The sequence below is a fragment of the Streptomyces sp. NPDC048417 genome (assembly GCF_040651615.1).
Classification (GTDB): Bacteria; Actinomycetota; Actinomycetes; order Streptomycetales; family Streptomycetaceae; genus Streptomyces.
Map to the genome: position 1 here is coordinate 23,316 of NZ_JBEZKI010000041.1, position 14,795 is coordinate 38,110.

12 protein-coding genes are annotated in these 14,795 nt (G+C 69.2%); 6 read left to right on the forward strand and 6 right to left on the reverse strand.

The features are described 5' to 3' along the window. The first annotated feature begins 78 nt into the window (after window positions 1-78). The 4 genes from AB0D59_RS43985 to AB0D59_RS44000 are packed head-to-tail and all read left to right on the forward strand — an operon-like array spanning window position 79 to window position 3,210. Complete coding sequence (locus tag AB0D59_RS43985; protein WP_362577079.1) at window positions 79-840, forward strand: SDR family oxidoreductase; 762 nt, start codon at window positions 79-81, stop codon at window positions 838-840. A gap of 29 nt (window positions 841-869) precedes the next feature. Next, a complete protein-coding gene (locus AB0D59_RS43990) occupies window positions 870-1,625 on the forward strand; it encodes an SDR family oxidoreductase (RefSeq protein WP_362577081.1) in 756 nt (251 codons plus the stop codon). A gap of 50 nt (window positions 1,626-1,675) precedes the next feature. Continuing rightward, complete coding sequence (locus AB0D59_RS43995; RefSeq protein WP_362577082.1) at window positions 1,676-2,443, forward strand: VOC family protein; 768 nt, start codon at window positions 1,676-1,678, stop codon at window positions 2,441-2,443. Continuing rightward, on the forward strand, window positions 2,440-3,210 hold the full coding sequence (locus tag AB0D59_RS44000) for an SDR family NAD(P)-dependent oxidoreductase (protein ID WP_362577084.1): 771 nt from the start codon (window positions 2,440-2,442) through the stop codon (window positions 3,208-3,210). The genes AB0D59_RS43995 and AB0D59_RS44000 overlap by 4 nt, the downstream gene beginning before the upstream one ends. Before the next feature lie 421 nt (window positions 3,211-3,631). Here AB0D59_RS44000 and AB0D59_RS44005 read toward each other — a convergent pair whose 3' ends face one another. The 6 genes from AB0D59_RS44005 to AB0D59_RS44030 all read right to left on the reverse strand — a co-directional run bounded on the left by AB0D59_RS44005 (window position 3,632) and on the right by AB0D59_RS44030 (window position 11,586). After that, window positions 3,632-5,419, reverse strand: coding sequence for a DapH/DapD/GlmU-related protein (locus AB0D59_RS44005; RefSeq protein WP_362577086.1), 1,788 nt, complete (start codon window positions 5,417-5,419; stop codon window positions 3,632-3,634). A 56-nt stretch (window positions 5,420-5,475) separates the two neighbouring features. Further along, on the reverse strand, window positions 5,476-6,477 hold the full coding sequence (locus tag AB0D59_RS44010) for an aldo/keto reductase (protein ID WP_362577088.1): 1,002 nt from the start codon (window positions 6,475-6,477) through the stop codon (window positions 5,476-5,478). Between the two features lie 56 nt (window positions 6,478-6,533). Further along, entirely contained in the window at window positions 6,534-8,288 is a 1,755-nt protein-coding gene (locus AB0D59_RS44015) for a glycoside hydrolase family 35 protein (protein ID WP_362577090.1), read from the reverse strand. Between the two features lie 89 nt (window positions 8,289-8,377). After that, the gene (locus AB0D59_RS44020) at window positions 8,378-9,727 is read right to left on the reverse strand and encodes a sugar ABC transporter substrate-binding protein (protein ID WP_362577091.1); all 1,350 of its coding nucleotides are present in this window, start codon (window positions 9,725-9,727) and stop codon (window positions 8,378-8,380) included. Window positions 9,728-9,784: 57 nt separating this feature from the next. Beyond that, window positions 9,785-10,615, reverse strand: a complete 831-nt coding sequence (locus tag AB0D59_RS44025) for a carbohydrate ABC transporter permease (protein WP_362577169.1) — start codon at window positions 10,613-10,615, stop codon at window positions 9,785-9,787. 95 nt (window positions 10,616-10,710) lie between these two features. Then, the gene (locus AB0D59_RS44030) at window positions 10,711-11,586 is read right to left on the reverse strand and encodes a sugar ABC transporter permease (protein ID WP_362577093.1); all 876 of its coding nucleotides are present in this window, start codon (window positions 11,584-11,586) and stop codon (window positions 10,711-10,713) included. 343 nt (window positions 11,587-11,929) lie between these two features. On the opposite strand from AB0D59_RS44030, the gene AB0D59_RS44035 reads away from it, so the two are divergent. Together AB0D59_RS44035 and AB0D59_RS44040 are read left to right on the forward strand one after the other, a co-directional pair. Next, window positions 11,930-13,012, forward strand: a complete 1,083-nt coding sequence (locus AB0D59_RS44035) for a LacI family DNA-binding transcriptional regulator (RefSeq protein ID WP_362577095.1) — start codon at window positions 11,930-11,932, stop codon at window positions 13,010-13,012. Window positions 13,013-13,262: 250 nt separating this feature from the next. Beyond that, a complete protein-coding gene (locus AB0D59_RS44040) occupies window positions 13,263-14,735 on the forward strand; it encodes an RICIN domain-containing protein (RefSeq protein WP_362577097.1) in 1,473 nt (490 codons plus the stop codon). Window positions 14,736-14,795 lie beyond the last annotated feature (60 nt).

Genomic DNA, 14,795 nt, shown 5'->3' on the forward strand with positions numbered 1-14,795 from the left:
ATCGCGCGTCAACTGGTCACCGGGGTCGACAGCAGCACCTCGAACCCCTCCAGAACGACCAGCGACGAAGGAGTCACCGTGAGCACCACCCAGAAGATCGCCGTCATCACCGGAGCCAACCGAGGCCTCGGGCGCGCGTACGCCCTGCACCTCGCCAGGGCGGGTGTCGACATCGTCGTGACCTATCGAACCAACCGGACCGAGGCCGAGGAAGTGGTCTCCGCCGTCAGGGACTTGGGGCGTTCCTCCGTCGCGCTGCGGCTCGACACCAGCGTCGTGAACACCTTCGCGGACTTCGCCGAACAGCTCGGCACCGAGCTCCAGGCCCGCTGGAGAAGGACCACGTTCGACTTCCTCGTCAACAACGCCGGCACCGACCTGACCGCCCCGTTCGCCGAGACCACCGAGAAGGACTTCGACGACCTGGTCGACGTGCACCTCAAGGGCGTCTTCTTCCTGACACAGACCCTGCTGCCGGCGCTTGCCGACGGCGGCGCCGTCGTGAACGTCTCCAGCGGGCTGACCCGTTTCGCCGTCCCGGGGCATTCCGCCTACGGCGCCGTGAAGGGCGCGGTCGAGGTCCTCACCCGCTACCAGGCCAAGGAGCTCGGCAGCCGCGGCATCCGCGTGAACACCGTCGCGCCCGGGGCGACCGCGACCGACTTCGGCGGCGGCATGATGCACGACGAACAGGTCCGCAACTACCTCACCTCGCAGGTCGCGCTGGGACGCGTGGGTGAACCCGACGACATCGCCGGCGCGGTGACGGCACTTCTCTCGGATGCGAGCCAGTGGGTCACCGGGCAGCGCATCGAGATCTCCGGCGGACAGAGCCTGTGAACGGCGGGCCGGCAGGGGCAACGAGTCCGATGAGGGATCTGACCGGGAAGACGGCCGTGGTCACGGGCTCCGCCCGAGGCATCGGCAAGGCGATCGCCCTACGTTACGCGCGCCTCGGCGCGAACATCGTGGTCAACTACGCCTCCAGCGCGAAGGAAGCAGACGCGCCGGTCGCAGAGATAGAGCAGCTGGGCGCGGAGGCGATCGCAGTACAGGCCGATATGTCGGCCCTGCCTGATATCGAGCGCCTCTTCACCGAGGCTACCGAGCGTTTCGGGCGGATCGACATCGCTGTCGCCAACGCGGGTGTCGAGCTGATCGGCATCGACTTCCTCGACATCACCGAGGAGCAGTTCGATCGTCTCTTCGCCATCAACACCCTGGGCACCTTCTTCACCCTCCAGGCGGCGGCACGGCACATCGTGAACGGCGGCCGGATCATCTACGTCGGTTCGAGTACGACGACGGTGCCGGTCCGGGGCGAAGGACTGTACGGGTCGAGCAAGACGGCACCGCGCTACGCCGTGCAGGTCCTGGCGCAGGAGCTCGCCGACCGCGGGATCACCGTCAACACGATCCTTCCCACGGCGATCGAGGGTGCGGGCGTGTTCACCGAGCCGGACCCCGACCACCCGGTCCGGCGGTTCGTCGCCCAGCCCGGGCGCATCGGCCGCCGGATGGGGACCGTCGACGACGTCGCGGATGCCGCCGAGTACCTCGCCTCCCCCCTCGCGGCTTGGGTCAGCGGGCAGAGCCTCCTGATCAGTGGGGGTGCACTCCAGTGACCATGCCGAAATCCCCGCGTGGACCGCAGCACACTGAACGGAGCATGACCATGACCACGACCACGACCGACGACGCGCCTGTGACCGCCGTCGGGCCGGGATGGGCAAGCCTCGCCTCGGCCGACCCGCACACCGTCGCTTCCTTCTACAGGGCCGTGCTGGGCTGGGCCATCACGGAGAGCAGCGGTCAGCTGATCGCATCCGCCGCGGGCACGCCGGTTGCCGACATCGCCGACCTCGCCACGGCCGACGGAACCCCCGGATGGCTGATCCACTTCGACGTCGACGACCTCGACACCGCGCTGGCCGCCGTCTCCAAGGCCGACGGCGCGGTCCTGCCCCTGGCCGACGGCGGGTCCGCCGGAACCGCCGTCGTGAGCGACCCCAACGGAACACGAGTCGCACTCCGCGCGCCCGCCGCACCGCATCGCGAGCGGCCCGCACACGGCACCCTCGGATGGGGCGAACTGATCACCGACGACGTTGACACGTCCGCGGCGTTCTACCGCGAGGCGTTCGGGTGGGGGCTCACGGAGCCGAGTGGTCCCCTCGGCCGTCGCGAGTGGCAGACCCACGGCAGATCCTTCTCTGGGCTCCTGCCCAGGCCGCCGGCCATGCCCGCCGAAACGCCCGCGTACTGGGACGTCTACTTCGCCGTCGACGACATCGAGGCCGCCACGACGGCCGCCACCGAACACGGCGGCACCCCGCTCATGCCGCCGACGCCGGTCGAGATCGGCACGATCGCGGTCTTCCTCGACCCCGCGGGCGCCGTCTTCACACTCGTCCAGCTCACCACCGAGGAAGCCGCCGCATGACCACCAGCACCCGAGACAAGCGCGACAAGACCGGCAAGGTCGGGCTCGTCACCGGCGCCGGATCCGGCCTCGGCGAAGCGGCAGCCAGGCGACTCGCCGCGGACGGCGCGCGTATCGTCGTCGCCGACCGTGATGCGGGGGCCGCCGAACGCGTCGCCGCGGAACTCCGCGCCGCCGGACACCGCGCATCCGCGTTCGCCGCGGACGTCCGCTCGTTCGACGACACCGAGCGGCTCGTCGCTTTCACCGTCACGGCCTACGGCGCTCTCGACCTCGCCTTCAACAACGCCGGCATCACGCCCGGCCTGGCCGAGGTCCACGACATCTCTCTGAAAGACTGGAACGACGTCATCACCATCAACCTGACCGGCGTCTTCCACAGCATGAAGGCCGAGATCGCCCACATGCTCGAAGCCAGCGGTGGGACCATCCTCAACATGGCCTCCACCGCCGGGGTGATGGCCCACGCCGGCCGGGCCGCGTACTCGGCCTCCAAACACGGCATCGTCGGACTCACCCGCTCCGCCGCGGTCGAATACGCGCAGCGCGGCATCCGTGTCAACGCCGTCGCACCCGGTCCGATCGATGCCCCATCGGCACGAGCCCTCCCGCCGGAGGTCCGCGCCTCAATCGCCGCGAAAACCGCGATGGGCCGCGTGGGCCAGATCGACGAGGTCGCAGGCGTGGTGAGCTTCCTGCTCTCGGACGAAGCCGCCTTCGTCACCGGCTCCGTCTACGAGGTCAACGGTGGCCAGACCCAACTCTGAACGACGCGTGACCAGTGCTCTCCATCCGACGGCCCCAGCCTCCGGCTCAGGAACCGCTCCTGACTACTGCCCGGGGCTGGCCGGTGTCCGTCCTTGACGGCCGCATCGCACAGTTCCGCAGCTGCCGCGCGCGCGGTTGTCGGACGACGGCATGGCCCCACCACTGGTGTCACAGTTGGCCAACCGGCGTGCTCACGGTGGCCGCCGCAGGTCCCCGAGAACGGCCAGAGTGGGCACCTCGCCGCCCTCGCCACCGGCCTGCGCAACTCCGGCCCCGCCGAGTCCGCGTGCGGCTGTTTTCCACCGACGGCCAGCTGGTCACCGGAACAAACTCGGCAGTTCACCCCTTCTCTGCGGCGTTCTCCTCATCAAGGAGCGGCATTGAAGTACAGGACGATGACGCCGCGTGTGGGTGCCAGGTTCAGGTCCTTCGGTCTCCAGCGGCCAGAGCTCCTGCCGGTTCGGGACGGTGCACGCCGCGGGGCCGGTAGCCGAGCAGGTCGGACAGGCCGGTGAGGTCGGCGAGGGTCCACACGATGGCCAGCCACATCTCGGTGCCCTGCAGGCCCGGCTCGCGGCCGGGGCCGCCGCCGTCGGCCGGGGGCCCGAATCCGAAGCCCTGCCCCGGGTGCCAGCGGGGCAGGGCTTCGGCGAGCTGTCCTGCTGCCCAGTGCCGGATCTCCGCGTTGCGGTGGCTGGTCTGGCGGGCGCAGAGCCACAGGGGGTGGGCGACGTCGAGGACGTTGCAGGCGTTCTCGCGGCTTGGAGTGAAATGGCGGGGGTCGCGGCTGTGGTCCAGGACGGCGTCGATGACGCGTTCGGGATGCGGGACGGGCAGGCCGAACTGGGCGAAGGTTCCGCGGGTGAGCCGGTAGTAGCCGTTCACCTGCTGGAGTCGTCCGGTGGCCGGTGAGGCGGCGCCCCACAGGCCGGTCGAGGGGTCGACGCGGGTGAGCAGCCAGCCGAAGAGTGCCTCCAGCGCGCCGGAAGCGGGCGGTTCGTCGTCCCGGCGCAGGTTCCAGTGGGCGGCGGTTGCCCAGGAGTCGATCCAACTGCCCGCGTGCCAGGCCCGGTCGTGCCAGGGCAGAGCGTCGAGGCGGCGGACGAGCCGGCCTGCCGTCATGGTGCGGGCCATGCCGATCGGATGGGCGAAGGAACTGCCCAGAAGGTCCAACGCGTAGCCGACGGACAGCACGTGGTACTGCGCCGCTCCGTCGTCGACGAACCCGTCCGCAGCCGGGGGCGGGAGCGGGCGTGGCAGTCCGGTGGCTAGGTCGGTCTCGGGCACCAGGCCGGTGTGCGGGTCCTGGGCTGCGCGCAACCGCTCGATGTGGGAGGCGGCCGTGCCCTGTTCGGGGACGTTCCCGAGCAGCAGGTCCGCGATCTCCACCGCGTCGCAGTGGGCCCGCACGGTGGGTGCCGCTCCTGGGCGGTCGACGTACCGCCCGCCGCCCGGAGCGTCCGGGGCCCAGCAGCGGGCGATGAGGTCAGCCGCGTGGTCGGTGGCCGTACGGCGGAACTCGGCGAGCTGCTCCGCGAGTCGCCCATGTGGGGCTATGGCGGCGGCCGGGCGGATGGTCGTCCGGCGGTCGCGGATCGGGCGGGCGGGATTACCGGCCGCGACCGTCCAGGCGGGGACGGACTTGGTGACCACCGCTCCGGCGCCGATGACGCAGTGGTCGCCGATGGTCACCCCGTCGAGGACGACGACATGGGAGCCGATCCACACGTCGTCGCCGATACTGATCCCGCGGCTGGTGACGGGCTGCTGGTGGACCGGGATGTCGGGTTCGGCGGTGTGGTTGAAGCCCAGCACGGAGGTGTGGGCGCCGATACGGACTCCGTCGCCGAGTTTCACGGTGCCGCGGACGGTCGTGAACGGGTTCAGCGAGCAGTCGGCGCCGACCGTGATGTCGCCGGTGACGTACGCGTGGGCGCCGATGTAGGAGTCGTCGCCCAGGTGCAGGCGGTCCGGGTACACGGCGGCGGACTTCGCGACGTAGCACCGCTCGCCGACGGTCACGGTACCGGTGGCGAGCAACTTCTGTTGCCATAGCCGCTGTTCGGCGCGCTGCGCGTCCGAGGCACCTTCACTGAAGAGCCAGGGACAGTGCTCGAACAGTCCGTCATCCTGAGTGGGCGTGTCGGACGGCTCCTGAGCGGTCGGCTCCGGGGCGGGCACGGGAGGGGTTCCGCCGTCTTGGCTCATCAGGTGCTCCTCCACGGGGTAGTTGAGCGCGATTATGGCCGTCCGCTCGGACTGCGTCAGTGGGTGCCTGTCGTCGCGAGAAGCCGGTCGATCTCGGCGAGCTCGTCGGCGTTCAGGGGTGCGGCGTCCAACGCCGCGAGGTTCTGGTCGAGTTGGGCGACGCTGCTGGCGCCGATGATGACCGAGACGACGCGCGGGTCGCGCAGGATCCAGGCGAGGGCGAGCTGCGCGAGTGTCTGCCCGCGCTGTTCCGCCACCTTGGCGAGGGCGCGGATGAGGGAGAGCTTCGCCTCGGTGAGGGCGTCGCTCTTGAGGAAGTGCCCCACCGCCATCCGTGAGCCGGCCGGGATCCCCTTGAGGTAGCGATTCGTCAGCAACCCCTGGGCCAGCGGGGAGAAGGCGACAAGGCTGCTTCCGGTGTCGCCGACGGCTTCCAGTACGCCGGGCTCGACGGTGCGGTCGAGCATGGAGTAGGCGGCCTGGTGCAGGAGCAGCGGGGTGCCGAGGCCGTCCAGGATCTCCACGGCGCGGCGGTGCTGTTCCGGTGAGTAGTTGGAGATGCCCGCGTACAGGGCCTTGCCCTGGCGGACGGCGGTGTCGAGGGCGCCCATGGTCTCCTCCAGGGGCGTGTCCGGATCGAAGCGGTGCGAGTAGAAGACGTCCACGTAGTCCAGACCGGTGCGGCGCAGCGACTGGTCCAGGCTGGACAGTAGGTATTTGCGTGAGCCGCCGTCGCCGTAGGGTCCGGGCCACATGTCGTAGCCGGCCTTGCTGGCGATGAACAGCTCGTCCCGGTACGGGCGGAAGTCCTGTGCGTAGAGCGTGCCGAAGTTCGCCTCGGCGGAGCCGTAGGGCGGGCCGTAGTTGTTGGCGAGGTCGATGTGTGTCACCCCGCGGTCGAAGGCCCGGCCCAGTACCGCCCGCTGGTTCTCCAGCGGGGCGGTGTCTCCGAAGTTGTGCCACAGGCCCAGCGAGACGGCGGGCAGGAGCACGCCGCTGTGTCCGGCGCGCCGGTAGGTCATCGAGGTGTAGCGATCGTCGGCGGCCTGGTGGGCCATTGCGGGAGGTCCTTTCGGAGCGGTTGCGAAGAACGTGACGGGAGCCGGGGGACCCGCTACTCCTCGGTGGGTCCGAGGTCGGGGGTGTCACGGAGGTCGACGCTGCGCCTGGTGGTGGCGTGGATTTCGAGGACGGTGATCTCGTTGCGGCCGGGGCGCAGAACGGGCGCGGGGACGTAAAGGGTGTGCTGCGGACCGCGCGACCAGTACCGGCCGAGGGAGAAGCCGTTGATCCAGGCGTTGCCCTTGATCCAGCCCGTCAGGGAAAGGAAGCTGTCGGCCGGCCGCTCGATGTCGAAGTGGCCGCGGTGGAAGGCCGGACCGAGGTGCGGTGCGTCCGTCGGAGCGAAGGCCAGACCGTCGAGGGTGCCGAGTCCCAGTGGAGTGCACTGCCAGCCGTTGAGTTCGACGCCGTTCAGGGCGACTGGGCCGAGCAGGCCCTTGCGGTCGTGGATGCCCTGGCCGTAGTTGACCCGGCCCTGGTTCTCGACCAGCACGGAGAGCACCGCGCCCGCTCGGGGTACGGCGAAGGCCAGAGCGTGCTCGTGGTCCTCGCGTTCCAGGACGCCGACGGGTTGCCCGTCCAGGAACACCTGGGCCCGGTCGCGGACGTCACCGACGCTCAGCAGTGCGGGGCCGGCGGCGGGCAGGGTGGCGCGGTAGTGGACGAAGCCGAAGTCTTGGCCCAACTGCTCCATGGCCAGCGGCTGTTGCGCGCGCAGTGCCCGATCACCGCCCAGGACCGGCAGGTTGTCGAACAGGGCGGCGCTGTGGGTGAGTTCGACGCCGGGGACAGCGAGCTTGGGTGCCGGGTCGGGCAGTTTCACCTTGGGGACCGGGGCGTACTTGGCGATGACCTCCCGGAAGGCGGTGTACTTGGGGCCGGGGTCGCCTGCCTCGTCGAGCGGGGCGTCGTAGTCGTAGGAGGTGATGGTGGGCCGGTAGTCGCTCTTGTCGTTGGCGCCGTTGGTGAAGCCGAAGTTGGTGCCGCCGTGGAACATGTAGAAGTTCACCGACGCTCCGGCGGCCAGCAACTCGTCCAGGGTGGCGGCGGCGTCCTCGGCGCTTCGGGCAGCGTGCGGGCCGTCCCAGTGGTCGAACCAGCCGTCCCAGAACTCCGTGCACATCAGCGGTCCGGTGGGCAGGTGGCGACGCAGTTCGGCGAGGTTCGCCGCGGCCCGGCTACCGAAGTTGGCGGTCCGCAGGACTCCGTCGAGTCGGCCGCGGGCCAGGTCGGCGGGCTGGTCGGAGGTGAACAACGGGACGTCGACGCCGTACTGGCGCAGCAGCTCCGCGAGGTGGCGCAGGTAGGCGGTGTCCTCACCGTAGGCGCCGTACTCGCTCTCGATCTGTACGGCGATCACCGGGCCGCCACGGGTGCCCAGGTAGGGCAGCAGGAGCGGGAGCAGGGCCGCGAAGTAGCGGTCCACCGCGGCGAGGTAGCGCTGGTCGGTACTGCGCAGGACGATCCCCGGCTCGGCCAGCAGCCAGGAGGGCAGACCCCCGCCCTCCCACTCGGCGCAGATATACGGGCCGGGGCGCAGCACAACGTGCAGGCTCTCGGTGGCGGCCAGCTCGATGAAGCGCGGCAGGTCGAGGGCGCCGTCCATGCGTAACTCGCCCGGCCGGCGCTCGTGCAGGTTCCAGGGGACGTACGTCTCCACGGTGTTGAGGCCCATCAGTCGGGCCTTGTGCAGCCGGTCGGCCCACTGCTCGGGATGGACACGGAAGTAGTGCAGGCCGCCGGAGATGATCTGGAACGGCTGCGCGTCGAGAAGGAATCCCTCGTCGAGGATCTCAAGCACGGGCACGGCTGGACTGCTCCTTGTGGCGGGGAGGACGGGGCGGGGCGCCCACGGTGCGATGGTGCCCCGCCCCGGTTCGGGACGTCCGGCGGCGGTCAGCCACCGCTGACGGTGAAGCCCTGCCGGTTCCCGTAGTCGGCGATCCGCTTCTGCCAGGCGGTGAGGCCGGTCGACAGGTCGGTGCCGGCGCTGATGGACTGCCCGGCGGTGTCCTTGAACACCGAGTTGGCGTAGACCTGGAAGGGCAGGTACTGCCAGCCGGGGGTGACCTGGGCGGACGAGGCGGCGTAGACCTGGTTGGCCTGCTGGTCACCGAGCACGGCGATCTTCTTGTTGAGGAAGTCGGGATCCTTGAGCAGCGCCAAGGTGGCCGGGAAGAGTCCGCCGTCAGCCAGCGCCTTGGTCGCGGTCGGATCGGAGTTGAGCCATTCGGCGAAGGCCACCGCCGCGGCCTTGTTCTTGCTGGTCACCGGGACGGCATTGGAGGAGCCGCCGTTCTCGGAGGAGGCCTTGCCGCCGGCCGTCCACTGCGGGACCGGGGCGGCGGCCCACTTCCCGGAGGTCTGCGGGATGGTGGAGGCGATGCTGCCCGGCGCCCAGGCGCCGGCGATCCACGTGGCGTACTTGCCGCTGGCCATGCCCTGCCACCACTCGTTGGTCCAGATGGCGGTGGGGTCGGCGAGCTTCTTCGACAGCAGGGAGGTCCACAGGGTGCTGACCTTGGTCGCGCCGGTGGCCTTGAGGTCGACCGAGACCTTGGTGGATCCCGTGGTCTGGAAGGGCTTGCCGCCTGCCTGCCAGATGAGGCTGTCGACAACGCCGGCGTCGCTCGGGTCCACGGCGGTGATGTAGTGGGTGGGGTCCGCCGCGTGGATCTTGCCAGCGTCGTCGGCGAACTCCTTCCAGGTCTTGGGCGGCTGCAGTCCGAGCTTCTTGAAGACGTCGGTGCGGTAGAACATGGTCAGCGGGCCGGTGTCCTGGGGGACGCCGTAGACCCCGCCGTTGGTCGAGACCTGGGACCACGCGGAGGCGGTGAACTTGTCCTTGAGCGACTGGACGTTGTAGTCGTCGAGGTTGACCAGGTCCTTGGACAGGGCCATTTCCGGCAGCGCGAAGTACTCGACCTGGGCGATGTCGGGGCCGCCGGTGCCGGCCTTGATGGCGGTCTGGAGCTTCGTGTACTCGGCGGGGCCCTGGCCCGCGTTGACCACGTTGATCTTGATCTTGGGGTGCAGCGCCTCGAACTTGGCGACGATCGGCTTGAGGTTGGGCGTCCAGGTCCAGAAGGTCAGTGTGGTCGCCTTGTCGAGCGCGCCGGCCGTCGCGGCCGCGTTCGCGCCGCCCGAGTCGGCGGATCCGGAGCAGGCGGTCAGGGTGAGAGCCAGCGCGGCTACGGGCGCGGCGGCGAGGAGGACTCGTCTACGGGGCGGGGGTGAAAGGGACATGGCTGTGGTGCTCCTCTACGTCATTGTGGGAGGTGGAACCTGGTTTGGGAGGGGGGCTTACTGCTTGACGCTTCCGCTGGCGAGGCCGGACTGCCAGAAGCGCTGCAGGAAGAGGAAGGCGATGATCAGGGGCACGATCGCCAGCAGACTTCCGGTGACGATCAGCGGGTAGAGCTGTGCGGTGCCGGCCGTGCTCTGACCGCTGGCCTGGGTGTTCCACTGGTTCAGACCCACCGTCAGGGGGAACCAGTGGGGATCGCTCAGCACGATCAGCGGCAGAAAGTAGTTGTTCCAGGTCGCGACGAGCGCGAACAGGAGGACGGTGACGAACCCGGGGGCCAGCAGCCGCAGCGAGATGGTGAAGAAGGTCCGCAGCTCACCCGAACCGTCGATGCGGGCGGCTTCGAGCATGGAGTCGGGCACCGCGTCCAGCGCGTAGACCCGCATCAGATACAGGCCGAACGGGCTGGCGAGCGCCGGGATCAGCACCGCCCAGGGCGTGTTGACGATATCCAGCTTGCTGAACAGCAGGTAGGTGGGGACGGCCAGCGCCGTGGTGGGGATGGTGACGGCACCCAGCACCAGGGCGAACAGCGCCTTCTTCCCACGGAACTCGTACTTCGCCAGCGCGTAGCCGCCCGCTGTCGCGATGATCGCCGCTCCGCCCGCACCCACCACGGAGTAGAGCAGGGTGTTGCCGAACCAGCGCAGGTAGATGCCGTCGTCGTAGGTCAGGACGTCGTGGACGTTCTGGAAGAAGTGGAAGCCATCGCCGAACCACAGGCCGAAGCTGGAGAACAGCGACTTGCTGTTCTTGGTGCTGCTCATCAGCAGCCAGAACAGGGGCAGTAGGGTGTAGGCGAGCATCAGGACCATGGCCACCGTCAGCGGGGTGCTGCCGCGCCGCCGCGGGGCACGCCGACCGGATCCGGCGGGGCGGCCGGGACGGGTACGCCGGCTGGCGGGCGCTGTTGCGGTGGCGGTCACAGGACGCGCTCCTTCCGGGCGGTCCAGAGCTGGACCGCGTAGGCGACGGCGGCCGTGACCACGCCGAGCAGGACGGCGATGGCGGCGGAGTAGTTGAACTGCTGGCCGTTGAACGCCAGGTTGAAGGCGTACATGTTGGGCGTGTAGCTGGTGGTGATGACGTCGGGCGCCAGCGACTGCAGGATGTTGGGCTCGTTGAAGAGCTGGAAGCTGCCGATGATCGAGAAGATGACGGTCAGCAGCAGCGCCTGACGCAGTGCCGGGATCTTGATGCTCCATGCCTGGCGGATCGCTCCGGCGCCGTCCATCTCCGCGGCCTCGTACAGCTCTTCCGGTACCGAGCGCAACGCCGCGTACAGGATGAGCATGTTGTAGCCGGTGTACTCCCAGGTGTTGATGTTGCCGATGGAGGCCAGCATCCAGGGCTTGGACAGCAGGTTCGGCATGGCGACGCCGAGCGCGTCCCCGACTTGGTGGACCAGGCCGAAGTTCGGGCCGTACAGATATCCCCACATGAGCGCGGCCACCACGGCGGGGACCGCGTAGGGGATGAAGATGCCGATCCGGAACAGGCCGGCCCAGCGCAGCCGGCCGCTGTCGATGATCAGCGCGGCGAGCAGTGCGAGGCCGAGCATGATCGGCACCTGTACGGCGAGGAAGAGCGCCACCCGCGCCAGCCCCACGCGGAAGAGGGTGTCGCCGAAGGCCCGGGTGTAGTTCTCGAAGCCGACGAAGACGGTGCCGCCGACCAGCCGCTCCTGGAAGAGGCTCAGGTAGACCGCGTACAGCAGAGGTGCGGCGATGGCGATCGCGAAAACCAGCAGGAAGGGTGCGAAGAGTACGTAGCCGAATCGGCCGTGCGGGGAAGTCACCCCCCGGCGAGACGGATATGCGGCGGACGAAGACAGCTTGCTCAAGGCTCTGGTCCTGTTCACGCGGTACTGATGGACCGTGTTTGCGCTAACACGCTTGACTGGATGGGAGACTGCCCGCGCTCGCTCCCGCGTGTCAAGAGGGTGTTACCAAAAGGAATCCGATGGGTGTCCGGGGGGACAGAAGCTCCAGATAAGGCGCATGCCGGGCGCTTATACGGTCTGACCTCGCCATCCGGAGGCTCCAGAGGCGCCGTGTCCGCACCTGAATTGACTCCACACCCGTGTTTGCGCCAACATCATGGTGAGAGCAAGCAGCCTGGACGAGCGAGGAGACCTGGGTATGAACAGGGCGGGGAGCACCTCGGCCGGAGCCGCCGCTGAGAGCGTCCCTCCCGCGCGCACCCGGCCGCCCTCACAGGCGGACGTCGCCGCGCTGGCCGGTGTCTCCAGCCAGACCGTCTCCCGCGTCGCCAACGACAAGTCCAACGTCGACGACGAGACCCGGCAGCGCGTCCTGGCCGCCATGGAGATGCTGGGGTACCGGACCAACACCGCCGCCCGTGCGCTGGCGACCGGCCAGTTCCGGATGCTCGGCGTCATCAGCTTCGACCTGAGCGCCCACGGCAATGCCCGGACGCTCCAGTCCATCGCGGCAGTGGCCCAGGACGCCGGGTACTCGGTCAACGTCGCCGTCGTCAGGGCCGCTACCGAAGGAGCCGTGCGACAGGCGTTCTCCCAGCTCACCAGCCAGGCCGTAGACGGCATCGTGCTGATCGAGGCACAGATCCTGGACCGACCCGAGCTGCGGCTGCCTCCCGGCGTCCCGATCGTGATGGCCGACGGGAACCCCGGCCAGCGCTTCCCCGCGGTCGACAACAATCAGCTCGTCGGCGCCCGCGCCGCCACCGAGCACCTGCTCTCCCTGGGGCACACCACGGTCTGGCACCTCGCGGGCCCAAGGGACTCCTACTCCGCCCGCCACCGGGTCACGGCCTGGCACACGGCGCTGAAGGAAGCCGGGGCCCCCGTCCCGCCGGTCAGCTACGGCGACTGGAGCGCCGAGTCCGGCTACGTCATCGGCCGTGAACTCGCCGCCCGGGACGACATCACCGCCGTCTTCGCCGGCAACGACCACATGGCGATCGGCCTGATCCGGGCCCTGACCGAAGCCGGTCGCACGGTGCCGGACGATGTGAGCGTCGTCGGCTTCGACGACGTCGCCGAGGCCGCCTACCTCCAGCCGCCGCTCACCACCGTGCACCAGGACTTCGAGGAAATGGGCCGCGCCTGCGTCACCGTACTGCTGCGGCAGATCGAGGGCGGCGAGTCGATCGCGGGACTGATCGACTCCGTCGAACCCCGACTCGTCGTACGCGCGAGCACCGCGCCTCCGCCGAAGCGGCCGAGGACGAAGAAGTCGTAGGAGCCCGCCAGGGCGGTGTCCGGGGATCCTGATGCGCCGGTTGGCCTGCTGCCGAGCGACGAGCCGCCTTTCCCAGCCGGTCCCCGTGCGCTGTTTCGGCGAAACTGCGGCCCGTTGCGCTCGGGCGACGAATGTGTGAACAGACCCTTGACTGCCTCGGCGGGCGGCAGCACACTCCGCACAACCCAACATGTTTGCGCAACCATCAACATGATGGGCACCCACCAGCCCCCAACCGATGAGGTTCGGCATGCCCGCACGCTTTCTGACCTCCGCACGGCGCCTGGGCTCCACCTTCGGCGCACTCATCGCTCTGACCGCCGCGGCGCTTCTGTCGGCGCCCGCGGCCCACGCCGACACCAACGGCACCTTCACCCCCGGCGCCGCCTGGAACGACACCTCGGGCAACGCCCTTCAGACGCACGGACTCGGCATCGTGAAGGTCGGCTCCGACTGGTACGGCTTCGGCGAGAACAAGTCGGGAGAGAGCTCCACCAACGCCCAGTTTCAGTCCGTCAGTTGCTACAAGTCCAGCGATCTGTCCCACTGGGCCTATCAGGGGGCCGCCCTGAGCCAGCAGTCGAGCGGCGACCTGGGGCCGAACCGGGTCGTGGAACGCCCCAAGGTCATCTACAACGCGTCGACCGGCAAGTACGTGATGTACCTGCACATCGACAGCTCCGACTACTCCGAGGCCAAGGTCGGCGTCGCGACCAGCAGCACGCCGTGCGGTGCCTACAGCTACCAGGGCAGCTTCCGGCCGCTCGGCTACCAGAGCCGGGACATCGGCCTCTTCCAGGACACCGACGGCACCGGCTACCTGCTGAGCGAGGACCGTGCCAACGGCCTGCGCATCGACAAACTCTCGGCCGACTACCTCAGCGTCACGAGCGCGGTGACGGTCTTCGCCGACTACGAGTCACCGGCGATGGTGAAGACCGGGGGCCGGTACTACCTGCTCGGGTCCCACCTGACCGGCTGGAACACCAACGACAACGTGTACGCCACGACGACCTCGCTCACCGGCACCTGGTCCGCGTTCCGTACCTTCGCGCCCGTGGGCACCAAGACCTACAACACGCAGACCGCCAACGTCATCCCGGTCCAGGGCAGTTCGGGCACCACGTTCATCTACGCCGGTGACCGCTGGACGACCTCCGATCTGGGCGCCTCGCCCCTGGTGTGGCTGCCGATGACGATCAGCGGCACGACGGTGGCCGTCGGCTGGCAGAACTCCTGGACCCTCGACGTGACCACCGGCACCTGGTCGGGCACCTCCAACCCCGCCGCTGCCACGCACCGGCTCACCGGCGCCGGAAGCGGGCTGGTGATGGATGTCGGCAACGGGTCGACGGCCAACGGCGCGGGCATCGACCAGTGGGGCTCCAGCGGGGCCTCCAACCAGCAGTGGACGCTCAAGCAGGTCGCCGGGAACGTCTACACCTTCACCGGCGTGGGCAGCGGCAAGTGCCTGGACGTGCCCAGCCAGTCCACCACGCAGGGCATCCAGTTGGACATCTGGACCTGCAACAACGGCACCAACCAGCAGTGGGCGCTGGAGGCCGCCGGTTCCTACACCTCCTCGTCCAACGCCTCTTATGTCCTGGTCAATCTCAACAGTGGTCTGATCGCGGACGTGACCGGAGCGTCGGCCACCGCGGGAGCGACCGTCGAGCAGTGGGCCGCCACCGGTGGCACCAACCAGACCTGGACCTTGAACTGACGCCGATGAATCCGATCGGCCAAGTCTGGTGAACGCGGGGTCGAGTGAGCCCTTGTCCTC

Coding starts and splice junctions, on each gene's coding strand:
- AB0D59_RS44010 (WP_362577088.1), bottom strand. CDS start 6,477: ATGGCCCACCAGGCCGCCGACGATCGCTACACCTCGATGACCTACCGG.
- AB0D59_RS44005 (WP_362577086.1), bottom strand. CDS start 5,419: ATGAGCCAAGACGGCGGAACCCCTCCCGTGCCCGCCCCGGAGCCGACC.
- AB0D59_RS43995 (WP_362577082.1), top strand. CDS start 1,676: ATGACCACGACCACGACCGACGACGCGCCTGTGACCGCCGTCGGGCCG.
- AB0D59_RS44020 (WP_362577091.1), bottom strand. CDS start 9,727: ATGTCCCTTTCACCCCCGCCCCGTAGACGAGTCCTCCTCGCCGCCGCG.
- AB0D59_RS43990 (WP_362577081.1), top strand. CDS start 870: ATGAGGGATCTGACCGGGAAGACGGCCGTGGTCACGGGCTCCGCCCGA.
- AB0D59_RS44040 (WP_362577097.1), top strand. CDS start 13,263: ATGCCCGCACGCTTTCTGACCTCCGCACGGCGCCTGGGCTCCACCTTC.
- AB0D59_RS44035 (WP_362577095.1), top strand. CDS start 11,930: ATGAACAGGGCGGGGAGCACCTCGGCCGGAGCCGCCGCTGAGAGCGTC.
- AB0D59_RS44000 (WP_362577084.1), top strand. CDS start 2,440: ATGACCACCAGCACCCGAGACAAGCGCGACAAGACCGGCAAGGTCGGG.